This is a genomic window from Yinghuangia soli, assembly GCF_021502675.1.
Lineage (GTDB): Bacteria > Actinomycetota > Actinomycetes > Streptomycetales > Streptomycetaceae > Yinghuangia > Yinghuangia soli.
This window is the reverse complement of sequence record NZ_JAKFHA010000006.1, coordinates 94722-120277: the sequence shown is the minus strand read 5'-3', so window position 1 is coordinate 120277 and position 25556 is coordinate 94722. Positions and strand designations below refer to the sequence as shown.

Annotated in this window: 17 protein-coding genes and 1 pseudogene; 15 read left to right on the top strand and 3 right to left on the bottom strand. The window is 72.5% G+C overall.

Going from position 1 to position 25556, the window contains the following annotated elements:
• Window positions 1-3: 3 nt before the first annotated feature.
• From LZ495_RS13595 to LZ495_RS13565, 7 genes are all read left to right on the top strand, one after another.
• Entirely contained in the window at window positions 4-900 is an 897-nt protein-coding gene (locus tag LZ495_RS13595; protein WP_235052415.1) for a TatD family hydrolase, read from the top strand.
• Window positions 901-1098: 198 nt separating this feature from the next.
• A complete protein-coding gene (locus tag LZ495_RS13590; RefSeq protein WP_235052414.1) occupies window positions 1099-2244 on the top strand; it encodes a resuscitation-promoting factor in 1146 nt (381 codons plus the stop codon).
• A complete protein-coding gene (gene rsmA / locus LZ495_RS13585; RefSeq protein WP_235052413.1) occupies window positions 2241-3107 on the top strand; it encodes a 16S rRNA (adenine(1518)-N(6)/adenine(1519)-N(6))-dimethyltransferase RsmA in 867 nt (288 codons plus the stop codon). The genes LZ495_RS13590 and rsmA overlap by 4 nt, the downstream gene beginning before the upstream one ends.
• 177 nt (window positions 3108-3284) lie before the next feature.
• Window positions 3285-4205, top strand: a complete 921-nt coding sequence (locus LZ495_RS13580; protein WP_235052412.1) for a 4-(cytidine 5'-diphospho)-2-C-methyl-D-erythritol kinase — start codon at window positions 3285-3287, stop codon at window positions 4203-4205.
• 92 nt (window positions 4206-4297) lie between these two features.
• A complete protein-coding gene (locus LZ495_RS13575; RefSeq protein ID WP_235052616.1) occupies window positions 4298-6034 on the top strand; it encodes an ABC-F family ATP-binding cassette domain-containing protein in 1737 nt (578 codons plus the stop codon).
• 301 nt (window positions 6035-6335) lie between these two features.
• Window positions 6336-7853: a polysaccharide biosynthesis protein gene (locus LZ495_RS13570; RefSeq protein ID WP_235052411.1), complete on the top strand. Its 1518-nt coding sequence runs from the start codon at window positions 6336-6338 to the stop codon at window positions 7851-7853.
• Window positions 7854-8000: 147 nt separating this feature from the next.
• Window positions 8001-8921, top strand: coding sequence for a class I SAM-dependent methyltransferase (locus tag LZ495_RS13565; protein ID WP_235052410.1), 921 nt, complete (start codon window positions 8001-8003; stop codon window positions 8919-8921).
• Here the strand turns inward: LZ495_RS13565 and LZ495_RS13560 are convergent.
• The gene (locus tag LZ495_RS13560) at window positions 8818-9753 is read right to left on the bottom strand and encodes an FkbM family methyltransferase (RefSeq protein ID WP_235052409.1); all 936 of its coding nucleotides are present in this window, start codon (window positions 9751-9753) and stop codon (window positions 8818-8820) included. The two genes, LZ495_RS13565 and LZ495_RS13560, sit on opposite strands and share 104 nt — an antisense overlap.
• Window positions 9754-9911: 158 nt before the next feature.
• Here LZ495_RS13560 and LZ495_RS13555 point away from each other — a divergent pair, with 158 nt between their 5' ends.
• On the top strand, window positions 9912-11102 hold the full coding sequence (locus LZ495_RS13555) for a glycosyltransferase family 4 protein (protein ID WP_235052408.1): 1191 nt from the start codon (window positions 9912-9914) through the stop codon (window positions 11100-11102).
• A gap of 361 nt (window positions 11103-11463) precedes the next feature.
• Here LZ495_RS13555 and LZ495_RS45270 read toward each other — a convergent pair.
• A pseudogene (locus LZ495_RS45270) lies at window positions 11464-11784 on the bottom strand (glycosyltransferase family 2 protein); the annotation flags it as partial.
• 666 nt (window positions 11785-12450) lie between these two features.
• Here LZ495_RS45270 and LZ495_RS13545 point away from each other — a divergent pair.
• From LZ495_RS13545 to LZ495_RS13525, 4 genes are all read left to right on the top strand, one after another.
• Window positions 12451-14664 (top strand): glycosyltransferase, encoded by a 2214-nt coding sequence (locus tag LZ495_RS13545; RefSeq protein ID WP_235052407.1) that lies wholly within the window; start codon window positions 12451-12453, stop codon window positions 14662-14664.
• Window positions 14665-14828: 164 nt separating this feature from the next.
• On the top strand, window positions 14829-16856 hold the full coding sequence (locus tag LZ495_RS13540) for a hypothetical protein (RefSeq protein WP_235052406.1): 2028 nt from the start codon (window positions 14829-14831) through the stop codon (window positions 16854-16856).
• Between the two features lie 73 nt (window positions 16857-16929).
• Complete coding sequence (locus LZ495_RS13535) at window positions 16930-18864, top strand: hypothetical protein (RefSeq protein WP_235052405.1); 1935 nt, start codon at window positions 16930-16932, stop codon at window positions 18862-18864.
• A gap of 261 nt (window positions 18865-19125) precedes the next feature.
• Complete coding sequence (locus LZ495_RS13525; RefSeq protein ID WP_235052404.1) at window positions 19126-19569, top strand: pyridoxamine 5'-phosphate oxidase family protein; 444 nt, start codon at window positions 19126-19128, stop codon at window positions 19567-19569.
• A gap of 9 nt (window positions 19570-19578) precedes the next feature.
• Here LZ495_RS13525 and LZ495_RS13520 read toward each other — a convergent pair whose 3' ends face one another.
• Window positions 19579-20322 (bottom strand): TetR/AcrR family transcriptional regulator, encoded by a 744-nt coding sequence (locus LZ495_RS13520; RefSeq protein ID WP_235052403.1) that lies wholly within the window; start codon window positions 20320-20322, stop codon window positions 19579-19581.
• Between the two features lie 346 nt (window positions 20323-20668).
• Between LZ495_RS13520 and LZ495_RS13515 the strand changes: the two genes are divergently transcribed.
• The 3 genes from LZ495_RS13515 (at window position 20669) to eno (ending at window position 25483) form a co-directional block, all read left to right on the top strand.
• Window positions 20669-22195, top strand: coding sequence for an APC family permease (locus LZ495_RS13515; protein ID WP_235052402.1), 1527 nt, complete (start codon window positions 20669-20671; stop codon window positions 22193-22195).
• A gap of 174 nt (window positions 22196-22369) precedes the next feature.
• Window positions 22370-24019 (top strand): amidohydrolase, encoded by a 1650-nt coding sequence (locus LZ495_RS13510; protein ID WP_235052401.1) that lies wholly within the window; start codon window positions 22370-22372, stop codon window positions 24017-24019.
• A gap of 177 nt (window positions 24020-24196) precedes the next feature.
• On the top strand, window positions 24197-25483 hold the full coding sequence (eno, locus tag LZ495_RS13505; RefSeq protein ID WP_235052400.1) for a phosphopyruvate hydratase: 1287 nt from the start codon (window positions 24197-24199) through the stop codon (window positions 25481-25483).
• Window positions 25484-25556: the final 73 nt, after the last annotated feature.

Genomic DNA, 25556 nt, shown 5'->3' with positions numbered 1-25556 from the left:
CACATGGCTAAGCGCACGCGCCGCGACGGCGGGCCGAAGGACACCACTCCGCCCCCGGCTCCGCCGTCGCTGCGGGTGCCGGTCTGGGATGCGCACACGCACCTGGACCTGCAGGAGGGCGACGTGGGCGAGGCGCTGGCCGCGGCCGCCGCGGTCGGCGTCTCGACGCTCGTGCAGATCGGCATCGACGTCCCCTCGTCCCGGTGGGCCGCCGAGGCCGCCGCCGACAACCCGCGCGTGCACGCCACCGTCGCCCTGCACCCCAACGAGGCCCCGCGCCTGGTGCTGGGCGACCCGGACGGCTGGTCCGGGCAGCGCCGCGAACCCGGCGGCATGGCCGCGCTGGACGCCGCACTTGCCGAGATCGACGCGCTCGCCGCGCTGCCGCAGGTACGCGGCGTCGGCGAGACCGGCCTGGACTACTTCCGTACCGGGCCCGAGGGCACCGAAGTGCAGCAGGAGTCGTTCCGCCGGCACATCGCGATCGCCAAGCGGCACGGCAAGGCCCTGGTCATCCACGACCGGGAGGCGCACGACGACGTCCTGCGCATCCTGCTCGAGGAAGGCGCCCCGGACACGGTCGTCTTCCACTGCTTCTCCGGCGACGCCGAGATGGCCAAGACCTGCGCCGAGCGCGGCTACGTGATGTCCTTCGCGGGCAACATGACCTACCCGAGCGCGCAGCAGCTGCGCGATGCGGTGGCGGTGGCCCCGCTGGACCTGCTGCTCGTCGAGACCGACGCCCCCTTCCTCACCCCCGTGCCGCACCGCGGCCGGCCCAACGCGCCGTACCTCATCCCGGTGACGGTCCGCGCGATGGCGGAAGTGAAGGGCGTCGGCGAGGACGAGCTCTGCACCGCGCTCGCGGCCAACGCGGAACGCGTGTTCGGCACCTCCTGACCGCCGCCCGGCGCGGCGGGCGCCACCGCGATGTCACCCGTGCGGGGTGGGCGGCCACTCGGTTGGCTTCGGGCAACCTGTTACAGTCCCATGCTCGGTCGACTGGCGAGGGTTTAGGAGGGCTTGGGAGGGCCGCCAGGCCCGGACCAGGCCCGGAGCAAGCCCGGTGTGACAGGAGCCGTCCTTGAGGAGCCACCCTTGAGCCGTTCCGCCGAGCGGGGCCGCAGGCGCGGCAGAGCGCCGCGGCGACGCGTGTTCTCCGTGCGCACGCTGGTGCCCCAACTCCTGGTGGTGGCCGTCCTGGTGGGCGGGACCACGGCGTTCATGCGCTACGACAAGACGGTCACGCTGGTGATAGACGGCGAGGAACGCACCGTCCACACCTTCGCGTCCAGCGTCTCGCAGGTGCTGTCCCGGCAGCAGATCAAGGTCGGCGAGCACGACATCGTGGCGCCCGGCAAGAACACCAAGCTGGACGACGGCGACCGCATCGCGGTCCGCTACGGGCGCCTGCTCACGCTGACCCTGGACGGCCGGGAGCAGCAGGTGTGGGTGACCGCCCGCTCGGTGTCCGAGGCGATGGACCAGCTCGGCGTGCGTACCGACGGCGCGTTCCTGTCCGCCTCGCGCAGCCAGCCGATCGGCCGCCAGGGCCTGGACCTCGCGGTCCGCACCGAACGCGGCATCACCTTCCTGGTGGACGGCAAGCAGGTGCCGCTGCGCACCAACGTCGCCACCCTCGGCGAGGCGCTCCAGCAGGCGAACATCGCCATAGGGCCGCAGGACCGGATAAGCGCGCCCGCCGACGTCTACCCCACCGAGGGCATGACGGTGTCGGTGCTGCGCGTGACCGGGACGACCCTGGTCAAGGACGAGAGGATCCCGTTCGAGACGGTGAAGACCGACGACCCGACCGCCTTCAAGGGCACCGAGTCGGTCACCACCAAGGGCGTGGCCGGCATCCGGAAGGTCACCTGGGCGTACGAGACCGTCGACGGCGTGAAGCAGGACCCCCGCAAGGTGTCCGAGGAGATCGTCAAGGCGCCGGTCACCCAGCAGGTCAAGGTCGGCACCAAGCCGCTGCCCACCTCGGTGGAGGGCGCCGACGGCCTCAACTGGGGCGCACTCGCGCAGTGCGAGGCGGGCGGCCGGGCGACCGCGGTGGACCCGTCCGGGACGTACCACGGCCTCTACCAGTTCGATGCGCGCACGTGGCAGTCGATGGGCGGCACCGGCGTGGCCAGCACCGCGCCCGCGGACGAGCAGACGTACCGCGCGAAGCTGCTGTTCGTGAAGCGGGGCGCGAGCCCGTGGCCCATTTGCGGCCGTAAGCTGTACTCGTGAGTGATCGTCCCGCGGGACCCGGTCTCCTCGGTCCCGCGGACATCCGCGAACTGGCCGCGGCACTGGGTGTGCGCCCCACCAAGCAGCTCGGCCAGAACTTCGTCATCGACGCCAACACCGTGCGGCGCATCGTGCGCACCGCCGAAGTGCGGCCGGACGACGTCGTGGTGGAGATCGGCCCCGGGCTCGGCTCGCTGACCCTGGCGCTGCTCGAGGCCGCGGACCGCGTCGTCGCGGTCGAGATCGACCCCGTGCTGGCCCGGCACCTGCCGGCCACCGTCGAGGCGCGCATGCCGGAGCGGGCGGACCGCTTCGCGCTCGTGCACGCGGACGCGATGACGGTTGCCGAACTGCCGGGTCCGCCGCCGACCGCGCTGGTCGCGAACCTGCCGTACAACGTCTCGGTGCCGGTGCTGCTGCACATGCTGCAGACCTTCCCGAGCATCGAACGCACCCTGGTGATGGTGCAGTCCGAGGTCGCCGACCGGCTGGCCGCGACGCCCGGCGGCAAGGTCTACGGCGTCCCGTCGGTCAAGGCCGCCTGGTACGCGGACGTGAAGCGGGCCGGCGCGATCGGCCGCAACGTCTTCTGGCCCGCCCCGAACGTCGACTCGGGCCTGGTCTCGCTGGTCCGCCGCGAGCCGCCCGCGACCACCGCGAGCCGCGAGGAGGTCTTCGCGGTGGTGGACGCCGCCTTCGCGCAGCGCCGCAAGACGCTGCGCGCCGCCCTGGCCGGCTGGGCGGGCTCGCCGGCCGCGGCCGAAGAGGCCCTGACGGCCGCCGGGGTGGACCCGAAGGCGCGCGGCGAGGCGCTGGACGTGGACAAGTTCGCGCGCATCGCGGAGAACCGGCCGCGGGGCTGAGGCAGTCCTCCCCGAGGGGTGCGCTGAGGTCCGGGCAGGTCCGATCGGGGCGTACGCCGGGGCGCGGCCGGCCCGGCGCGCGCCGGACCGCACGCGCCGAGCCCCGTGCGTGACGGCCTCCTCACCCCCCGTACGATCGTCGCAACCCGGCGCCGAAACCGAGGAGTTCTCCCGCTCGTGTCCGCAGTCACCGTCTCCGTGCCCGCCAAGGTGAACCTCCAGCTCGCCGTGGGGGCGGTACGACCGGACGGCTTTCACGAGTTGGTGTCCGTCTTCCACGCCGTATCCCTCTTCGACGAGGTGACGGTCGCGCCGGCCGACGAGCTCACCATCACCCTGGAGGGTGAAGGCGTCGGCGAGGTGCCGCTGGACCGCAGCAACCTGGCGGCGCGCGCGGTCGAACTCCTCGCCGACCGGCTGGGCCAGGACCCGGCCGTGCACATCCACATCCGCAAGGGCATCCCGGTTGCGGGCGGCATGGCCGGCGGCAGCGCCGACGCGGCCGCGACGCTGCTGGCCTGCGACACCCTGTGGCGCGGGAACACCCCGCGCGAGATGCTCCGCCGCCTCGGCGCGGAACTGGGCAGCGACGTCCCGTTCAGCGACCTCGGCGGCACCGCGATCGGCACCGGCCGCGGCGAGCGCCTGGCCGCGGTCCCGTCCGTGGGCCGCTTCCACTGGGTGTTCGCGCTGGCCGACGGCGGCCTGTCCACGCCCGCGGTATACGGCGAGTGCGACCGGCTGCGCGCCGAGGCCGGCGTCCCGGTGCCCGAGCCCGCGCCGCGCGAGGAGCTGATCGCCGCACTGCGGGCCGGCGACGCCCCCGCGCTCGGCGCCGCGCTGAGCAACGACCTGCAGGACGCCGCGATCTCGCTGCGCCCGTCCCTCGCCGACACCCTGGCGGCCGGCACCGCGGCCGGCGCGCTCGGCGCCCTCGTCTCCGGCTCCGGCCCCACGTGCGCCTTCCTCGCCGCCGACGAGGACGCGGCCAAGCTGGTGGCCCGCGCCCTGGAGGAGTCCGGCACCTGCCGCACCACCCGCATCGCGCACGGACCGGTCGCGGGTACGAAGATCCGACCGGTCGCGCCGCCCGCTTAGAATCGGGTGCTCCCCGCTCCTGAGAAGGCCCTCAAGAAGGTCGTGCCGTGGCGAACCTGGTCAACCTCGAATCCGTCAGCAAGGCGTACGTCATGCGTACGCTGCTCGACGCCGTGTCCCTCGGCGTCGGCGAGGGGGACCGCATCGGCGTCGTGGGCCGCAACGGCGACGGCAAGACCACGCTGATCAAGGTGATGGCGCAGCGGGAGTCCGCGGACTCCGGGCGCGTCACCCACATGACCGGGCTGAGCCTGGGTTTCCTGAGCCAGACCGACGACCTCGACCCGGCCGCCACCGTGCGGCACGAGATCGTCGGCGACCGCCCCGACCACGACTGGGCCGGCGACGCGCGCATCCGCGACGTCCTGACCGGGCTGTTCGGCGGCCTGTCGATGCCGGGCTTCCCGCAGGGCATGGACACCGTCATCGGCCCGCTGTCCGGCGGTGAGCGCCGCCGCATCGCGCTGGCCAAGCTGCTGATCGGCGAGCACGACCTGATCATCCTGGACGAGCCCACCAACCACCTCGACATCGAGGGCATTTCGTGGCTCGCCGGGCACCTCAAGGCGCGCCGCTCGGCACTCATCGTGGTCACCCACGACCGCTGGTTCCTGGACGAGGTCTGCACCCGCACCTGGGACGTCCAGGCCGGCCGCGTGCACGACTACGAGGGCGGCTACTCGGCGTACGTCCTGGCCCGCGCCGAGCGCGAGCGGATCGCCGCGACCGAGGAGACCAAGCGGCAGAACCTGATCCGCAAGGAGCTGGCCTGGCTGCGCCGCGGCGCCCCGGCCCGCACCTCGAAGCCGAAGTTCCGCATCGACGCGGCCAACGAGCTGATCGCCGACGAGCCGCCGCCGCGCGACCGCAGCGAGCTGATGAAGTTCGCGAACGCCCGGCTCGGCAAGACCGTCTTCGAGCTGAAGGACGTCACCGTCCAGGCCGGTCCGAAGACCCTTCTGGAGCACCTGACCTGGAACCTCGGCCCGGGCGACCGGATCGGCCTGGTCGGCGTGAACGGCGCGGGCAAGACCTCCCTGATGCGCACCATGGCGGCCGCCGCGTTCGAGGAGAAGTCCCCGGCGGCCGGCGTCGTGGTGGTCGGCAAGACCGTGCGGCTGGCGTACCTGTCGCAGGAGGTCGCCGAACTCGACCCGACGTGGCGCGTGCTGGAGGCCGTGCAGCGCGTGCGCGAGCGCGTCGACCTGGGCAAGGGCCGCGAACTGACCGCGGGCCAGCTGTGCGAGCAGTTCGGGTTCACCGGCGAGAAGCAGTGGACGCCGGTCGGCGACCTGTCCGGCGGCGAGCGCCGCCGCCTGCAGCTGCTGCGCCTGCTCATGGACGAGCCCAACGTGCTGTTCCTGGACGAGCCCACCAACGACCTCGACATCGAGACGCTCACCCAGCTCGAGGACCTCCTCGACGGCTGGCCGGGTTCGCTCGTCGTGGTGAGCCACGACCGCTACTTCGTCGAACGCACCACCGACACGACCTGGGCGCTGCTCGGCGACCGCACGCTGCGCATGCTGCCCAACGGGGTCGAGGAGTACCTGGAGCGGCGCCGCGCGGCCGTGGAGGCCGCCGCACCGGCCGCGTCGGTCCGGCAGAAGACCGGCGACACCCGGGCTGCCAAGAAGGAACTGACGAAGATCGAACGCCAGTTGGCCAAGCTCGGCGAGCGCGAGGCGAAGCTGCACGCCGGCATGGCCGAGCACGCCACCGACTTCGAGAAGGTGGCCGGGCTGGACGCCGAGCTGCGGGCCGTCGGTGCGGAGCGCGACGACCTGGAGATGCGCTGGCTGGAGCTGGCCGAAGAGGTCGGCGAGTAGCCCGGTCGCACGGCGAACGGTCCCGGTCCGGGAGCAATCCCCCGGGTAATCCCGTACCCCCCGAAAAAATAGGACCAAAGCCCAACGCCCGCCGCATGACACCCGTAGTCTGAACGGCGGTACCGGTGGGCGTTCCCGCGCCTGCCGGGGTTGTGGGGGCGGGAGGGGCAGTCGCGGGGCGACGCCTGGGGCCGGTGGGTGCGGATGGGGATTTTCGCCCGCGGGTCCGGCAGCGTCGATGCCGCACGTGACCGGGAGCGATCCGCCGACGGTGACGATGCCCCTGACTTTGGGGGGCTTGATGGGGTTGAATGCCACGTCGGCGGACACGCTGCGGGCGGGTTTGCGGACCTTGGTCGTGGGGGCCGGGTCGGCAGGCAGCGCGCTCGCGCGCGACCTGCTGCGCACACCCGAGTTCGGGTTGTGCCCGGTGGGTTTCCTGGACGACGATCCGGACAAGAAGCAGGTCCGGGTGGCCGGCCTGCCATGGGAGGAGCCGGGTCTGCCGGAGACCCTCCCGGTACTCGGCAGGCTCGGCGAACTGGTCGGGGTCAGCCTGGAACACGGAGTCGAGGTCGTCGTGCTGGCGATCCCCGGGCTGGCACCCGAGGATTTCCGCACCGTCGCGGCCGACGCGTCCGCGGTCGGCGCCAGCGTGCGCTACCTGCCGTCCTTCCTCGTCGCGCTGCGCCGCGACGTGGTGGGCAGCGACATGCGCACGCTCGACGTCAACCGGCTGATCGGCCGTCAGGAGCTGCACGTCGTCTCGGCGTCGGTCCGCGAGGTCATCGCCGGCCGCCGCGTGCTGGTCACCGGCGCGGGCGGCTCGATCGGCAGCGAGCTGTGCCGCCAGGTGTACGGGTTCGGGCCCAGCAAGATGTACATGCTGGACCACGACGAGTCGAACCTGCACCGGCTGCAGTTGGACGTGTGGGGCGAGGCGCTGCTGGACGACGACACGCTCGTCATCGCGGACATCCGCGACCGGCCGCGCATCGAGCAGATCTTCCGCGACCTCAAGCCCGAGGTCGTGTTCCACGCCGCCGCGCACAAGCACCTGCCGCTGCTGGAGCGGCACCCGTGCGAGGCGGTGAAGTCCAACGTGCTCGGCACCGAGAACCTGGTGCGGGCCGCGCTGGACATCGGGGTGGAGCGGTTCATCCTCATCTCCACCGACAAGGCTGCCGACCCGGTCTCGGTGCTCGGCGCCACCAAGCGGCTGGCCGAACTCATCGTGCAGGCCAACACGCAGGCCCCGGGCGTCTTCGCCGGGGTGCGGTTCGGCAACGTGCTGGGCAGCCGCGGATCGCTGCTCACCGTGCTGGCCGAACAGGTGCGCGGCGGCGGCCCGGTCACCGTCACGCACCCCGAGGTCACCCGCTTCTTCATGACCATCGAGGAAGCGGTCGGCCTGGTCCTGGAGGCCGGCCGGATGGCCCAGGGCGGCGAGATCTTCGTGCTCGACATGGGCGACCCGGTGCGCATCGTGGACCTGGTGCACAAGTTCGTCGAGCAGGTGAACCAACCGCAGGTCGAGATCCGCTTCACCGGCCTGCGGCCCGGCGAGAAACTGCACGAGGCGCTGTTCTCCGAAGTCGAGGAACGCCTGCCGACCGAGCATCCGCGCGTGTACGCGACGGTGCCGCCGGTGGATTCGCTCGGCGCGGTGGTCCGCCTGCCGGATCTGTACGGTGCGGCGGCGGGCAACGACGACGAGGCGGTACGCATGCTGCTCACCGAGCTGCTGCCGGGCTACGCCTCCGCACCGTCCGCACCGGCCGCCGCGGCTCTCGCGGCGCCCTACCCGGACGACTTCTGAGCAGTCCCGCGCAGGCGCCGCCGGACGCCTGGCTTAGGGGCTGTCGGACACCCGCCGCGGCGCGGGTGCCCGACAGCCTCTAAGCCGAACCGCCGAGTGCCGGAGCTCTCCCGTCACTCGGCGGTCCGGCCCGTCGTTCTTCTTGGCATGACGACGTCGACCGACGCTCCTGCCCCGGTGGTCCCGCGCCCGGCCGCGCCTGCCGCAGCTCCTGCGGCAGCCGCCGCACCCGAGGCCGCATCCGCCGCCCGGCTGCAGGCGTTCTACCAGGCCGAGGACACCCCGTACCGCTCCGGCCAGGACCGCATCCGCCGCCAACTCGCGCTGCTCAAGCCGGTCGTCGAGCATGCCGTCAAGCCGCTCACGCTGCTCGACCTGGGCTGCGGGGACGGCCACGCGACCGCCCGCATGGCCCGGTTGCTGTCCGGGCCGCAGCACCGCGTCATCGGGGTGGACTGGTCCGAGACCGCGCTGGCCCGGGCCCGGGCGCGCGGCGTGCAGACCGTGCGGGCCGCGCTGGATGCCGGGCCGCTGCCGTTCGACGACGGTGCGGCGGACATCGTGGTGATGAGCGAGATCGTCGAGCACCTGGTGGACCCGGACGCCGCGGTCGCCGAGGCGTACCGGGTGCTGCGCCCGGGCGGGCACCTGTTCCTGTCCACCCCGAACCTGGCCGCGTGGTTCAACCGGATGCTGCTGCTGGCCGGTGTGCAGCCGGCGTTCTCCGAGGTCGCGCTGTCCGGGATCTACGGCCGGCCGGGCGCCGATGTGGCCGGGCACCTGCGGCTGTTCACCCGGCGCGCGCTCGTGGAGTTCCTCACCGCCCGCGGGTTCCGGCGCATCCGGATCACCGGTGCCGCGTTCGAGGCCGTGCCGGCCCCCGGGCGGCCGCTCGACCGGCTGCTCACCCGGGTGCCGTCGGCGTCCGCGATCCTGCTGGCGCATGCGCGGACGCCGGTGCGTCTCAGCCGGCGAATTCCAGCAGCAGCGGGTGGTTCACCGAGCGCCGGTCGCACGGCCCCTGGAACACCACCCGGAAGTCCCCGAACTGCCGGCGTACCAGCATGAGCAGTTCGGAGTGCGGGTAGACGCCGCGCACCCCGGACATCTCGACGTACAGGTAGTGCACCGTCATGCCGCCCAGGCACTTGAGGACTTCGAGTTCGTAGCCCTCCACGTCGATCTTGACGAGGTCGTACTCCTGGTTGCCGGTCACCGTCGACGGGTCGCTCACGCTGCGCACCGCCACACGGCGCGGCGTGCCGATCGCGTCGACCTGGTCGGCGAGCACCGAACCGGTCGCGGAGCGGCCCGGGTCGAAGTACATCTCGTCGACCGGGTGCGGGGAGAGCGCGTACGGCCACACCCGCACGCCCTGCAGGCTCGCGGTGTTGGCCTCCAGCTGCGGCAGGATCAGCCCGTTCGGCTCGAACACGTCCACTTCGGCCTCCGGCACGAAGTGCCGCAGCGTGACCGCGAACTGGCCCAGGTTGCCGCCCACGTCCAGCACACTGCGCACCCGGAAGCCGGGGCGCAGGTTGCCGAGCACGTCGCCGCCGACCTCGCGCGGATACGTCTGCAGATTGAGCGGCGTGGCGATGTTGTCGAATGCGAAGTCGCGGTCCAGGTAGCGCACCACGCGGTCGCGGCCGCGGGCGCACCGGGCGTAGGACGCCGTCATGTCCGCGTAGTAGCGCAGCTTCATGCCGGCCCCGAGCTCCGACCGCCACCAGTCGCGATTGCGCCGCCACAACTGCAGGTTGGTGGCGTAGCGGCGGTAGCGCGTCTCCGGCACGCGTTCATGGGACGCGCGCGACGCGACCTGGGCCGGCACGCGTGCCGCGGCGGAGTCCCCTTCCGCGGACGCGACGGAGGTTTTGGGGTCGGTCGACTGGTCCACGGCACTCCTTGGGACAACGCGCAACGGACAAACGGGGGAACGCGAGGTCAACGAATCAGGGCGGCAGGTGGTCACTTCGTCGCTCGATCAGGGGAACATCCGGTCGCCGCGGAACGCGCCGCGGCCGACCACGGGCACCGCGCTGGTACATGTGGCCGGTGCGCGTCTGCCTGTTCAACTGGAAAGGGCCCGGCCACCCGGAGGGCGGCGGGGCCGAGGTCTACACCCGCGAAGTGCTGCGCCGCTGGGCGGCCCGCGGCCACGACGTCACGTGGTTCGGCAGCGCGGCGCCCGGCCGGCCCGCGGAGGAGACCGACGCGGACGGCATCCGGCTGATCCGGGCGGGCAGCCGCTACGGCGTCTACCGCGCGGCCCGCGTGTGGTACGCCGCGGCCCGGGCCCGCGGCGAGCACTTCGACCTGCTGATCGACGAGGTCAACACGCGCCCGTTCGACTGCGCGAGCTGGAGCGGCGGGGTGCCGGTCGTGGCCCTCGTGCACCAAGTGGCCCGCGAGATCTGGTCGTACGAATTCCCCTGGCCCCTCTCGTGGTTCGGCCGCAGCGTGCTGGAACCGCGCTGGCTCGCGCGGCTCGCCGACGTCCCGGTCCTCACCGTCTCGCCGTCCAGCCGCCGCTCGCTGCGCGCCTACGGGCTGCGCCGCATCACGCTGGTCCCCGAGGGCATCGAGATGCGGCCGCGGCCGGACGTCCCCCGCGAGGTCCGCCCCACGGTGATCCATGTGGGCCGGCTCTCCCGGGTCAAGCAGATCGACCAGCTGTTCGACGCGTTCCGGCTGCTGCGCCGGAGCATGCCGACCGCCCGCCTCTGGCTGGTCGGCGACGGCCCCGACTACGCGCGGCTGCGCAAGCTCGCCCCGGAAGGCGTCAACTTCCACGGCCGGGTCCCCGGTCAGGTGCGCGACGAACTCATGGCCCGGGCCCACGTGTTGGCCTGCACCTCGGTGCGGGAGGGCTGGGCGCTGGTGGTCGACGAGGCGGCCGCGATGGGCACCCCGGCCATCGCGTACGCCAATCCCGGGCTGCTCGACTCCGTCCCGGCCGCGGGCGGCATCCTCGTCCCGCCGAACCCGCAGGCGCTGGCCGCAGGCCTCGCCGAACACCTGCCGGCCTGGGCGGCGGCACCGTCGCCCGAGGGCTGGCGCGGGGGAGCGGTGCCGTGGGACGACGTCGCGGACGCGGTGTGGGAGGCGTGCGCGTCGGTGCTCAGCTGCGGCGGGCCCGGCGCTCCTCGGCCATCCCGCACAGCATCCCGCCGACCTCGACGGCCTTCAGCAGCACCAGCCCCGCCGTCAGCGCCGGAGCCTTCGCCAGCCGCACCGGCGAACTGACCAGCGAGGTCCGGATGAAGGGGCGGCGCCGTTCGCGGGGGAGGGTGGCGTAGTCGTAGAAGTTGCGGCCGTAGTAGCGCTTCTTCGCGAACGCCCGGCCCAGCGAGACCCGGCCCTCGTCGTGCCCGACCGCGGACTCCAGCCGGCCGATCGTCCAGCCGTCCGCGGCGATGCGGTCGGAGAATTCCCAGTCCTCGCCCGCGTACCGCGACTCGTCGTAGCCGCCGGCCAGCTCCACCGCGGCGCGGCGGAAGAACCGCGCCCCCTCGGTGTCCGGGTCCCCTTGGTAGAGCCGCTTCTCGTGCGCCCGGCAGCGCGCGAAGAATCCGGCCCCGAACGCGTACTCCGGCACCACCAGGCCGCCCAGGCCCGGGTCCTGGCAGAACGCGGCGGCCGCCTCGGCCGCCGCGCCCGCGTCCAGCACCATGTCGCTGTCGAGGAACGCCACCACCCGGGCCCGCGACGCCCGCCACCCGGCATTGCGCTGCGCACTGCGCTCGGGCCCGTGGGCGATGACCTGGTCCGCCCAGCGGGCGGCGATGCGCAGCGTGGCGTCCGTCGACCGGTTGTCGACCACGATCACCTCGACAGATGCCCCGGTCTGCGCACGCAGGCTCTTGAGACACGCCTCCAACGTGCGCCCCGAATTACGGGTGGGGACGACGAACGAGACCTCGGACACCACTACCGCCTTCCGTGAGGGCCGCCCCCGGAGCCCGGGCCCGGCCGCGTGCACGCGTCCTGCGCCTCCTGTGCACTTCTGTCCACGGTGCAACGAATCGAGGTCACGGCAGACACTCGCGAATCACCCTTTGGAATGAAACGCGTGCCCAGTGGCCGCATCTGATCGTTGTCGGGCCGGGGAAGCGCGGCGCACCGGGGGCCGCCGCCGGCGAATTGTCCGATCGGCTGACAAGGACGACCCGTGCTCGGTGGGCACCCGCGCAGCGGGGGAGGGGACATCGCATACACCCCTGCCGATACCGGACACAGCCCCCCATCACCTGCCGCCACCGAGTCGCCGCAACCCGCCGCTCAAGTGGCGCCAGGGGGGCGCCTTGGGGGCGGTCATGCCGACGCTGTGCCGGATGCTCCTTCGGCGGCTGTTGCGGCGGCGCAACCTGCCGCCGGCGCCTCCCCGCGCGCCAGGCAGCTCATCCGACGAACCCGTGCGGCCTGTGGACGCGCCTGCGCACGTGCTCTCCGCCCCCTGCCAAACCCCTGGAGTGGGGGCGCGCTTCGCCGGTCCGATGATCGGATCGGCGGTGTTGCCGCGGCGGCACGCGCCGCCGCGGCCCCGGTGCCTGGCCCCCGTCCGCCACGGTCAGCGTCCGGCGCCCTCCGTCAGTTGCGTCGTCTCGGCCGTTCGCCGGGCGGCGTCCTCGCGGCGGCCCTGCTCGCCGCCAACTGCGGCAACCTGCTCTTCCACCTCGTCGCGGTCCGCGGGATCGGCCCCGTCGGGTACGGCGAACTCGGCGCCCTGCTCGGCGTTCTGACCGCCCTCACCGTCCCCATCAGCGCCTTGCAGACCGTCGTCGCCGGCAAGGTCGCACGGGCCCGCGAGGGAGGCGAAGCGCTCGACCCCTGGCCTGCCGTCCGCACCACGGCCTGGTGCGCCGTCGCGGCGACCGTCCTGTGCGCGGCGTTGTCGCCCTTGCTCGGCGCCTACGTCCGCACAGGAAGTGCCTGGCCTGGGCTGCTTCTGGCGCTCTACTTGCTGCCTGCCACGGTGTGCGTCGTTCCGTGGGGGTTCCTGTACGGCACGGGCCGGGGGCGGCACATCGCCTTGGCGGTCGTCACAGGCGCGTCATGCCGGGTGGTGCTCGGGGGATGGCTGTCGGCGGCGGGCCAGGGCGTCACCGGCGCGATGGCAGCCACGCTGATCGCGGACTGCGTGCAGGTGACGATCCTGCTGGCGGCGACGGCGAGCGCAACACGCGTGCCCGTCCGCACCCGCGCTCCCGCGACCGAGGCGTCCGTCTCTCCTCGCACACCGGCCACCCTCGCGTCCGACCCTCTCCGTACTCCCGCCACCCGAGCGACGCTCCCCACCCGTACACCCCTCCGCCTCACCGCCCCCGAAGCCCTCCGCAGTTCCGCCGCCGTCGCCGGTATGTGGGCCCTCCTCGGCATCGACGTCCTCACCGCTCGCCACTTCCTCGCCGTCGCCGAGGCCGGCCGCTATGCCACTGCCGCGCTCGCCGCCAAGAGCGTCCTCTTCCTCGCGCAGATCGCCGCCACCGTACTGATCCGCCGCTTCGCATCCCGCAGCGGCGTCACCGCCCGTGCCGCCCTGACCGCCGGACTCGCCGCCGCGACCGCCGTGGGCCTGGCCGCCACCGCCGCCCTCGTCCTCTTCGGCGGCCCCATCCTGCGTGCGGCGGCCGGCGGTGGAGACGTGGTCGGGCCGTACACGCGCGGCATGTTAGGCCTCGCCATCACCGCCTGCGCGCTGCTCGGCATCGTCGTCCAGGCGCTCCTCGCCCGCGGCCCGCACCGCGCCTGGCCGACCTGGCTGGGCCCGGCCGTATTCGCCGCGCTCACCGCCGTGCTGCACCCCACCTCCGCCTTCGGCGTCTCCGCCGCCCTCGCCGCGGCAGCGACCACCGCTCTCGCCGCCTGCCTTCTCGACGCCCGCCGCAACACGTCGCCCCCGGCCCAACCTGCTTCGCCCCGCGACGCCATCCCCAAGGCCCGCACGTCCACGCAGACCGCCGTACGCGCCCAGCGCACCGTCGAACTAAGCATCGTCATCCCGTACTTCAACCCCGGCGCGGCCATCGCCGCCACCGTCCGCCAAACCGCCGAGGCCCTCGAAGCACTCGACTCCCGGCACCTGGCCTTCGAGGTCATCGCCGTATCGGACGGCAGTAACGACGGCAGCCCCGCCCTCCTCGCCGACGCCCTGCCACCGCACCTCGCCGACCGCCTCATCGCCCTCGAACTCCCGTACAACCAGGGCAAAGGCGCTGCGCTGCGCACCGGCTTCGAACACGCGCACGGCCGCTACGTCGGCTTCATCGACGCCGACGGCGATCTCGACCCCGCCCTGCTCGCCGGTATGTACGAAACCGCACGCGGGTTCGACCTGGATGCCGTCGTCGGGGCAAAACGCCACACCTGTTCGATCGCCGCCGCGGCCCACGACCCCCTCCGCGGCCTGACGTCCCGTGTCTTCGCCCGCCTGGCCGCCACGCTTTTCCGCCTCCCGGTGACCGACACCCAGACCGGCATCAAGATCTTCCGCGCCGACGCCCTGGACGCCGCACTCCCGCACAGCCGCGAGAACCGCTTCGTCATCGACCTCGAACTCCTCGCGCTCATGCACCGCCAAGGCGCCCGCCGCGTCATGGAAGTCCCCGTACGGTTTCGCCCCCGGGTCGGCAGCACCGTGACCACCGCGGCCATCGCGCTCATGATCCGCGACGTACTGGCCTTCCGCGTACGCCTCTTCGGCATCCCCAAGCCCCGCCGTACGCAGGCCGCCCCCGCCCCGGCCCACATTCCCCGCGCCTTCACGCACCTGGCACCGGACCTGGCCCTGCACGCGGGTGCCCGCTAATGCGCACTGCCCCCAAGCCCGCGCGCCTCCGAAGCCCGCACCTTCCGAGCCCACGCCGCCCGGCACACACCCCCACCAAGCCAAGCCCCCGCAGGCCCCGAGACCCCCACCTCGCCCGCACCCGCACCCTCGCGTACGGCCTCCCGCTCCTCGCGACCCTCCTCATGGTCGCCACCTGGGTACGCCCCGGCCGCACCTACGCGTACGGAGACGTCGCCCCCTTCGAACGCGAAGCCCTCGCCGCCGAGTTAGGGAACCTCTGGAACCACCAGATCAGCGGCGCCGGCGCCCCAGGAGCCCAGGTCGTCCAAGCCTGGGACGTCCTGCTCCTCCGTACCTGCGCTGCGCTCGGCCTCGGCCCCTGGGCGGCCCAAGCACTCTGGTACGCGGCAATCTGCGCCCTCGCCGCGCTCGGTGCGACCGCCCTCGTCCGTGTCTGGTTCCGCCACCCCGCAGCCGGAGCCGCCGCGGGCCTCTTCGCCGTGGCGAACGTCTACACCCTCACGATGCTCCCCAACCCGCTGCCCTTGCTCGCCACCGGCGAACTGGCCGTCCTCGCCGCGCTGCTCCTCCGCCTCCTCCGCGGCGACCGCATTTCGCCCCTCACCTTCGCCTTCGCGACGCTCCCCGCCGCCTACCTGGCGATGAACCCGCCCCTCCTCATCACCATCGCCGCCGCACTCGCGTTCCTCGCCGTCACCCTCCGCGGCCCCGCCCTCCGCACCGCACTTCTCGCCGCCCCGCTCCTCCTCCTGCTCCACGCCTGGTGGCTGGTACCCCAGTACCTCTCCGCGCACGGCGGCGGGGGAGCGGAGTTCAGCGCCGACACCGACGTACGAAGCTGGTCGTGGACCCACGTACGCGCGTCCGTCCCCAACGTCTTGTCCCTCAACGCCTTCTGGGCCTGGGACTTGTCCGGCCAGGGATTCCCGTACGTCGACTACACCCCGTACGGCGCCGCCCTCGACACCCGCCCGTGGTCGCTCCTCCGCTGGGCACTACCTGCCCTCGCCGCACTAGGAGCCCTACACCCACCTGGCACCCGCACCACCCGCCGCACCATGCGGGCAATCGCCGTAGTGGCGCTGCTCCTCGCCTTCCTCTGCAAGGGCGTCCACCCACCCCTCGTCGCCGCCAACCTCTGGCTGTACGACCACGTCCCGGGGATGTGGCTCCTCCGCGAGCCGATGGCGAAGCTCGGCGTCGTCCTGACCCTCTGCTACGCCACCCTTGCCGCCGCAGCGATCCAACGAGCAGCAACCTCAAAGGCCCCCGCCCGCATCGCCCTCGCCACCGCGGCCACGGCGGCACTCGCCTACCCGCACCCCCTATGGACCGGCGAAGTCTCCGCCGCCCAACGCCCCGGCAGCGCCCCGGACTCCACCGCCCGCGTAGCCATCCCAGATGCCTGGCGAACCATCGCCGCCGAAGCCAACTCCGCCGCCCCCGGCAAGGTGCTCCAACTCCCTCTCCAGAACTTCTACATGGCCACCACGACCTGGGGATTCGCGGGCGCTGACACGATCCCGCGCCAGCTCATCACCCGGCCGGTCTACCAACGCATGCCCGGCGGCTACTTCGACGCCCCGCCCGCACTTCGCGACGCCCTCGCCAACGTGGAGAAGTCACTCCTGACCCACCAAGGCCAAGCCGCCGCAGCACAACTACGCGACCTCGGCATCACCCAAGTCATCCTCCGCCACGACCTGATCCCGACCCCGCAAACCCCACGCTGGCTCACGGCGTCTCCCGAATCCCTGGCCGCCGGCCTCGCCACCGTCCCCGAGCTGCACCGCCGGCTGGCCACCCCCGTAGCCACCCTCTATGCCCTGCCCCCCACGCCTGAATCGCCCACCCTCACCCCCGACCGCCCCCTGATGGTCACCCCACCTCCCGGCACCGCCATCACCCTCACCCTCCCCGAGGCCTACGCCCCTGGCTGGCACCTCCAAGGCGTCCCCACCTCCTGGACCGCCACCCACACCCGCTCACCGAACGGCTGGTCCAACACCTGGGTTCTGCAGGCCCCCACCCTCGGGACGGCCACCCTCACCCCCACCTACACCCCCCAAACCAAAGCCGACGCAGCCCTCTGGACATCAGCCCTCACAGCCCTCGCCATGACCGCAGCCGGGATCCTGGCCCATCGCCCCAAACTGACGAGGACGCGCCCCCGGGTAGCCCGCACATAAGTCGTTGGCGGCCGAGGCCTCCCCGCTGGCAGGATCGCCGCATGACCCATGGAATCGAGATCCACCCCAGCCGGTGACCGGCCCTGACGAGCGCAAGGCGCTCGACGACCGTGGGACCGTCCCCGTCCCGCTCCTCGACCTTGCGCTTCGCATGGTGCACGAATGCCCTGGCGGGATTCCGCCCGCGCGTGGGTTCGCTCTCCCGAGGCCGTCCCTGGAGCAGGACTCCGGCCAGCTTGCCGAGCCGACGATCGCACCGACGTCCGGAGTGACGTCCGAGGCGCCGCCCCCGCAGCGGTCGTTCGAGGAAATGCGGGCGTTGCTCCGGCCGGTCTTCGATCCGTTGCCGCGCGATGTGACGGAACTGCAAAGCCGCATCGAGAAGGCCGGATCCGCACCTGGCCACGTCCTTCGCTCCGTTGTCGCCGACCTGTTCGTGGCAGGGGCCGACGAGGCGGCTGCGCTCGTCCTCGCTCGTGAGGCGGTCCGCATCGGTACGACCGTTTCCGTCGTCCACAGCGGCATCGCGCTCCTCCAGCGGTTCGGCGAACGCGAGGACGTGCCTTCCTTGGCCGCACTCGGTTCGGTCCGCGAGTTCAGGCGGCCGGCCGTCCGGGCCTTGGAACGGCTCGACCGCCGGGAGGCCGCGATTCTCCAACTGACGACGTATGTGCGGGCCGCGGACTTCCGTTCCTTGGTGTCCGCCCTTTGGCACCGGGACGAGACGGCGGCATTCGCGGAACTGGTCGCGTTCGGAGACGACTTGCCCGGAGCTCTCCAGAACAGCTCCGCGCGCTGGTTCGCCGAGGCATGCCGCCTGCCCCGGCTCCTCGGCCGGCTTCCGGCCACCGACACCGCGGCCACGGCGCAAGCCGGACGCCTGCTCGTCCGCATGGCTCACGGCTCCTCACCGAAGGACGGATTGTCCGCGTATGCCGAGGCCCCCGCGCTCTATGAACTGGTCGTCGCGCGCGCCCGCCACCTGGCTCCCACTCTCGACCACCACGCCATGCTGCTCTCGGTCGCGCTCGAACTCGGTAGCGGAACCGCGGTGCTCCTGCCCTGGCCGCCCGGCCGTCGTGCGGCCCTGCTTGCCGCCCTGGAACGGCTCTTGGCCGAACCCGCCTGGGCGTCCACCCCCGCGAACGCCGCCCGGGACGACCATGGGCAGCGTCGCCGTGCCGACTGGATCAGGCGTACAGGACGGCAGCCCTTCGCTCTCGCAGCGACCGGCCCCGCCGCGTTCCGGATCGAGGTCGTCGCGGCCGACCCCGCAGCCCGCGAGGAGGTCGAGACCCGCATCTTGGTCGACGGCTGCCCTTTCGTCGCGGAGGCCTTCGGTGACGGCCGCGTGCACAGCCCCGAGACGCTCCTCGATACCGGCGCACTCCGTGCGACCGCCGACCCGCGCGAAGTGCAGCTTGCGGAGGCCTCCTGTACCGAAGGCTGCTGCGGGGCTTTGTACGTCACCATCCGCCGCGACGGCGACACCGTCGTCTGGGAACGGTTGCGCAACCCCGACGACGCCCGCATCACCCACGGGCCCGTCCCGGCGCCGCATCCGCCCCTCCGCTTCGACGCCGCCGCTTACGACGCCGAAGTCGCCCGTGCCGAAGCCGACCGCTCGTGGGCCTGGCCGTCCCGCAACGTCGCCAAGCTGCTCACCGAACACCTCACCGCGCACCCCGAATTGCTCGGCCGCTGGGACGCCCGGCTTGCGTGGTGCCGCACGGTGTACGACGTCCCGGACGCCGTCGACCTGACGGTTCGCCACGTGCCCGGCGGGCGCGGCGCCAAGCCGGAAAGCGGGGACGACGCGCTCTACTTCCGGTGGTGCTTCGCAGACGACGGCACCCCGCCCGAGGCCCAGGCCGCCGCGGTCCTCCGCCGCCTGGCCGCCGAGGACATCAAGCAGTACGCGGTGGTCTCGGGTGGCCGGCCCGAACGCGCCCGCGAACTCGGCTACGACTGGCCCGAACCGCGACGCAGGCTGCAACGAACGCCATGACGGCCCGGGCCCGTACTCGGCGAGGCCACCCGGACCCGGGCACCCCGCACCGGCCGTCCCTCGAAGCAGGTCACCCCCCCGGGCCCCGACCACCCCCGGCCCCGACCACCCCAGGGCTCGACCCCCGGATTCAATCACCCGCGGTCCCACGACCAGGGGTGCCCTGTGTCCTGCGTCACGCGCCGGGGTAACGTGGCCGCGTCGTAGACCCGTCGGACCGTACCCGCGTCACTGCGGGACGGCACACGAGAGGCGGAACGGATGATCGACCCGGAGCTCAAGGCCGCGCTCGACTCGATGCTGGGGGACCCCGAGCACTGGGTGCACGCCGGCACCGTGACGCCCAACGGCGAGCCGCACGTCACACCGGTGATGCTGGCGTACGACGACGACCACCTCTACCTGAGCCTGACCGGCCGCACCAAGAAGGCCAACCTCGAGAAGAACCCCAAGGTCTGCCTGTCGATCGCCGAGGACGGGGACATCGCCCACGTCATCGTCTGGGGCGAGGTGGAACTGCGCGAGGACGCCTGGGCCCAGGAGCGCTGGGAGTTCGCGATGCGGCACATCCTCGGCGACGAGGGCCTCACCTCGCAGCACCGCGCCCTGTCCCGCGAAGGCACCAGCCTCGGCGTCGTGACGCCGACGCGGTGGCGCATTTTCGGACTGGACGGCGGCCCCGGCGGCCCGGGCTTCTTCGCCTGACAGAGCCGCTTACTCCGCTGTGGCCCGCTGCTCGCCGATCGTCGCCGCGTAGCGCTGCGCCCGCAGTTCGACGGAGTCGAGCAGCAGCTCCAGCGCCAGCGCGAAGTTCCCCTCCTCCGTCACCGTCGGCAGGAACGGCGCCGCCGCCGCGATGTGCGGGTACCGGTCGGCCGGGGCCCCTGCGTACTCGCGGCTCCAGGCGTTCTCGTCGCCCGACCGGGCCTCCTGGGACAACGTGAGGTACGCCGCCTCCAACCCGCACCACGACAGCACGAAGTCCACCAGCACCCGGTAGTACTTGACCGCCTCGTCCGGCGGGAAGCCCGCCTCGGCGAGGGCGCCGAGGATGATCTCGACCCCGGCCATCTCCGCCGCGCGGCGCGTGGTGCGGGCGACCGAGAGCACCGCCGCCTCGGGGTGCGCGAGGTACACGAGGCGGTTGCGGGTGAGCATGTCCTGCAGCGTGGCGCGCCAGTGGTCGGACGGCTCGAAGTCGTCCAGCACGCGGCCGTGCAGCCGGTCCGCGACCGCCAGCACCAGCTCGTCCTTGTCCCGGAAGTGCCGGTAGAGCGCCGTCGGGTCCACGCCCAGGTGGCCGCCGATGCGGCGGAACGTCAGGGCGTCCGGGCCGTGCTCGTCGAGCAGGGCGATGCAGCCTTCGACGATGCGCTCGGGGGTCAGGCCGCTCCGCCCGCCGGCGGTGTTCCGCCTGCGGGCCCCGCGTACCCCCGTGCCTGTCCCGGTGCCGGCCACCGCGTACTCCCTCTCGACTGCTGGCAAATGTCCGAAATAGACATATTTGTCATCCGATAAAGCAGAGTCGGCCGCGCCCGGCTCTCGCTCGGCGCCCGCCCGAATGCGGCCGCGCGTACCGCCGGCCGGGGACCCATCTTGCCTTCTCGAGTGCGGGAATGGGACCGCAGGTGGCGCAGGAAACACTTTTGTCAACGCCATTGACTTGTTCGTTGACACCGTTGTTTCCTTATCGCTGCCTAGACCACCCCGGGATGTAACCCGCGGCCGACGAAGTCCGCGGACGTCCCCCGAGGAGGCGTTACCCAGCTCCGCCAGTACCACTGCCCTGCCCTGGAGTACCCCCATGTCCGCTGACACCGCTGTCACGCAGCCGCCGCCGCCCCCGCCGCCCCCGTCCTCGTCGCCGGCCTCGTCGGCGTCGCCCGACGGCCTTGCCAAGACCCTCGGCGTCCGCCAGGGCGTCGTGCTCGCGCTCGCCAACATGAGCCCCACCGTCAGCATCGGTCTGGGCCTGGGCATGATCGGCGCGATCGTCGGCACCGGGATCCCGGCCACCTACCTCATCGCCTGCCTGCCGATCCTGGGCATCGCGGTCGGGTACGCCCGGCTCTCCGAGCGCGACCCGAACGCGGGCACCACCTACATGTGGGTCCGCCGGGCGCTCGGTCCGTGGCTCGGCTTCCTGCTCGGCTGGATCGGCGTCGCGACCGCGATCCTTTTCCTCGCGTACGGCACCCAGCTGGCCGGCCAGTTCACCCTCGGCGTGGCCGCCGAACTCGGCGTGGACGTCGACCCGTTGAACTCCATGGACTGGGCCACGGGCATCGGCATCGTGTGGACCGCGGCGATCGCGTGGACGGCGGTGCGCGGCGTGCAGGTCGCGGCCCGCGTCCAGGGCATCCTGTTCGGCTTCGCGGTCATCGTGGTCACTGCGGTGTGCATCGCGGCCTTCTTCGGCCTGGGCAAGGGCGGCGCCGAGTCGTCGTTCGACATCGCCTGGTTCAACCCGTTCGGCTTCGACAGCACGTCGGTGATGGCCGGCGGTGTCCTGATGGCCGCGTACACCTTCTGGGGCTGGGAGACCGCCTTCGCCGTCTCCGAGGAGAACGTCGACCGCAAGGTGGCGGGCAAGGCCGGCCTGATCTCCATCGCGCTCGCCGCCGCCATGTTCGTGTTCGCCGGTGCCGCGTTCCAGCGCGCGCTGACGCCCGAGGAGTTCGCCGAGTACGGCGCGAACGCCCTGCCTTACCTGACGGACAAGATGTTCGGCGGCCAGGGCGCGCTGGTGGCCTACCTCGCGATGCTGCTCTCCACGCTCGCGTGCCTCCAGTCCAGCGTCATCGGCGGTGCCCGCCTCACCATGGCGATGGGCCGCAACGGTGTGCTCTCGGAGCGCTGGGCCAAGCTGCACCCGAAGTTCCGCACCCCGGCGTTCAGCACCTACGTCACGGTCGGCATCAGCCTGGTCCTCGCGGTCGTCGGTGTCGCGCTCGGCAAGCTGAGCGACGTCATCATGGCCACCGTGAACGCGGTCGGCATCCTGGTGTCCTTCTCGTACGGCGTCGTCGGCCTGGCCTGCGTGCTGCTCTTCCGCCGCGAACTGCGCGACTCGGTCCGCAACATGCTGACCATGGCGATCCTGCCCGGCCTGTCCGGCATTGCGCTCATCGCACTCGGCGGCTACATGATCAAGCTGAACTGGGCCGCCAGCGACCACCTCGCGTTCGACGCCACCAACGGCCGCTTCCTGGTCGTGGTGCCGATGGCGATCATCATCCTGGGCATCCCGATCGCGGCCTGGAACCACTTCGTGCGCAAGCCCGACTACTTCACCCTTCCGCGGTCGGTCGACCCCGACCACACCGTCTGAGCCGCAGCCGGCCCGGTCTCCACGACCGGGCCGGCCTTCGGCCGTTCCACCGCAGCACCGCAGCACCGCAGCACCGCAGCACCGCGACAAAGCTGCTCGCGCAGCACCGTTCCACCCGCACCGCCCGCGCCCGTCGCCCACCGACCCGCACCCGCAGAAAGGCCGTCGACACCCATGACGCACGCCGACCTCGTCCTCTTCAACGGTCCCGTCTTCACCGTGGACCCGGCCCGCCGCTGGGCCTCCGCGGTCGCGGTCCGCGGCGGCCGCATCGTCGCCGTCGGCCACGACGAGGTACGCGAGCTCGTGGGCCCCGGCACCGAGACCATCGACCTCAAGGGCCGCCTGCTCGTCCCCGGCTTCCAGGACGCGCACGTGCACCCGGTGTTCGCCGGCCTCACCATGAGCCGCTGCGACCTGTCCGAGGCCGAGACGCAGGAGGAGTCGGTCGCCACCGTCGCCGCCTACGCCGCCGCGAACCCGGACACCGAGTGGATCCTGGGCGGCGGCTGGTCGTTCGACGCGTTCCCGAACGGCCTGGCCACCCGCCAGATGCTGGACGCCGTGGTGCCGGACCGCCCGGTCTACCTCCCGGTCCGCGACGGCCACAGCGCCTGGGTCAACACCCGCGCCCTGGAGCTCGCCGGCCTCGACAAGAACTCCCCGGACCCGGCCGACGGCCGCATCGAGCGCGAGCCGGACGGCACCCCCAGCGGCGTGCTGCACGAGGGCGCGATGGGCCTGGTCGGCGAGCACGCGCCGACCCCGACCCGGGACGACTACCTCAAGGGCCTCGCGGACGGCCAGGCGTACCTGCACTCGCTCGGCATCACCGCATGGCAGGACGCCATCGTGGGCGGCTTCGGCGGCTGGGACGACCAGTTCGACATCTACACCGAGGCGGCCGCAAGCGGCCTGCTGACCGCCCGGGTCCGCGGCGCGCTCTGGTGGGACCGCGAACAGGGCGCCGAGCAGCTCGACTTCCTCCTCGACCGCCGCGCGCGCGGCAACGTGGGCCGCTTCAACGCGGGCACCGTCAAGCTCATGCAGGACGGCATCACGGAGAACTTCACCGCCGGGATCGCCGAGTCGTACCTGGACGCCTGCGGCTGCCAGACCGGCAACAAGGGCCTGTCGATGGTCGACCCCGAGAAGCTGCGCGAGTACATCACGCTGCTCGACGCGAACGGCTTCCAGGTGCACTTCCACGCCATCGGCGACCGCGCGGTCGCCGAGGTCCTGGACTCCGTGGCCGCCGCCCGCGCCGCGAACGGCCGCAACGACCTGCGCCACCACGTCGCGCACGTGCAGATCGTCAACCCGGTCGACGTCCCGCGCTTCCGCGAACTGGACGTGGCGGTCAACATGCAGCCGCTGTGGGCCGCGCACGAGAAGCAGATGGACGAGCTCAACATCCCGTTCCTCGGCGCGGAGCGCGCCTCCTGGCAGTACCCGTTCCGGTCCTTCCAGCAGGCCGGCGCGGTCCTCGCCGCGGGCAGCGACTGGTCGGTGTCCACCCCGGACCCGATGGCCGGCATCCACGTCGCGGTCAACCGCCGCGTGCCGGGCCGCGAGGGCTCGGACTACCCGGTGTTCCTGCCCGAGCAGCGCCTCGACCTGGCCACCGCGATCGCCGCGTACACCGCAGGTTCGGCGTACGTGAACCACCTCGACGAGACCGGCTCCATCGAGGTCGGCAAGCTGGCCGACCTCACGGTCCTGGACCGGAACCCGTTCGACGGCCCGTCCGACGCCATTTACGAGACCGGCACCGCGATCACCTTCGTCGAGGGCGAGCGCGTGTACGCCGCCGGCAACGCCTGACACGTCCGCCAGGCACCCGTCGGACACGCCTGATCCGACAGGCCCGCAGATACCGGCGGGCGGCGGCCCGGAGGAGGGACGCCGCCCGCCGGAGCCATGCCCCGGCCCGCCCCCGGCCGGGCAGGCACTAGGCTCGGCCGGGCAGACCCTCGTGCCCGGAAACACCAAGGAGATGCTTTGCCGTCCATCGACGTCGTCCACGCTCGCGAGATCCTCGACTCCCGCGGCAACCCCACGGTCGAGGTCGAGGTCGTCCTCGACGACGGCAGTCAGGGCCGCGCCGCGGTCCCGTCCGGGGCCTCCACCGGTGCCTTCGAGGCCATCGAGCTGCGCGACGGCGACGCCTCGCGCTACGGCGGCAAGGGCGTCCAGAAGGCCGTGCTCGCGGTCATCGAGCAGATCCAGACCGAGATCGTCGGCATCGAAGCCGACGAGCAGCGCATCATCGACCAGACGATGATCGACCTGGACGCCACCGCGGACAAGTCCAACCTGGGCGCCAACGCCATGCTGGGCACATCGCTCGCCGTCGCGCACGCCGCGGCCGAGGCCGCCGAGCTGCCGCTGTTCCGCTACCTGGGCGGCCCGAACGCGCACGTCCTGCCCGTCCCGATGATGAACATCCTGAACGGTGGCGCCCACGCGGACACCAACGTCGACATCCAGGAGTTCATGATCGCCCCGATCGGCGCCGAGTCGTTCGCCGAGGCGGTCCGCTGGGGCACCGAGGTCTACCACCAGCTCAAGGCCGTCCTGAAGGCCCGCGGCCTGGCCACCAGCATCGGCGACGAGGGCGGCTTCGCCCCCGACCTGCCCAGCAACCGCGACGCGCTCGACCTCATCATCGAGGCGATCCGCGCGGCGGGCTACGAGCCCGGCACGGACATCGCGCTGGCGCTCGACGTCGCCGCCACCGAGCTCTACAAGGACGGCGCCTACACGTTCGAGGGCGTCGCGAAGACGTCCGCCGAGATGGCCGCCTACTACGCCGAGCTGGTCGCCGCGTACCCGCTGGTCTCCATCGAGGACCCGCTGGACGAAGAGGACTGGGACGGCTGGAAGCAGCTGACCGACGCCCTCGGCGACAAGGTCCAGCTGGTCGGCGACGACCTGTTCGTCACCAACCCGGAGCGCCTGCAGCGCGGCATCGACACCGGCACCGCCAACGCGCTGCTGGTGAAGGTGAACCAGATCGGCACGCTCACCGAGACCCTCGACGCCGTGTCGCTCGCGCACCGCAACGGTTACCGGTGCATGATGAGTCACCGTTCGGGCGAGACCGAGGACACCACGATCGCCGACCTGGCCGTCGCGACCGACTGCGGCCAGATCAAGACCGGTGCCCCGGCCCGTTCGGAGCGCGTGGCCAAGTACAACCAGCTGCTGCGTATCGAGGAGATCCTCGACGACGCGGCGGTCTACGCCGGCCGCGGCGCGTTCCCGCGCTTCAAGCCCGGCGCCTGACCGACGGACCGCCGGGCCGGCCCCGCGGGGGGCACCCCCCCGCCCGCCCCCCCGCGGCCCGGGGCGGGGACGG

What these genes read in the sequence shown, in the direction of transcription:
- LZ495_RS13510 (WP_235052401.1), top strand. Translation starts at nt 22,370, where the DNA reads ATGACGCACGCCGACCTCGTCCTCTTCAACGGTCCCGTCTTCACCGTG.
- LZ495_RS13575 (WP_235052616.1), top strand. Translation starts at nt 4,298, where the DNA reads ATGCGTACGCTGCTCGACGCCGTGTCCCTCGGCGTCGGCGAGGGGGAC.
- LZ495_RS13570 (WP_235052411.1), top strand. Translation starts at nt 6,336, where the DNA reads ATGGGGTTGAATGCCACGTCGGCGGACACGCTGCGGGCGGGTTTGCGG.
- LZ495_RS13525 (WP_235052404.1), top strand. Translation starts at nt 19,126, where the DNA reads ATGATCGACCCGGAGCTCAAGGCCGCGCTCGACTCGATGCTGGGGGAC.
- LZ495_RS13540 (WP_235052406.1), top strand. Translation starts at nt 14,829, where the DNA reads ATGGTCGCCACCTGGGTACGCCCCGGCCGCACCTACGCGTACGGAGAC.
- LZ495_RS13595 (WP_235052415.1), top strand. Translation starts at nt 4, where the DNA reads ATGGCTAAGCGCACGCGCCGCGACGGCGGGCCGAAGGACACCACTCCG.
- LZ495_RS13515 (WP_235052402.1), top strand. Translation starts at nt 20,669, where the DNA reads ATGTCCGCTGACACCGCTGTCACGCAGCCGCCGCCGCCCCCGCCGCCC.
- LZ495_RS13565 (WP_235052410.1), top strand. Translation starts at nt 8,001, where the DNA reads ATGACGACGTCGACCGACGCTCCTGCCCCGGTGGTCCCGCGCCCGGCC.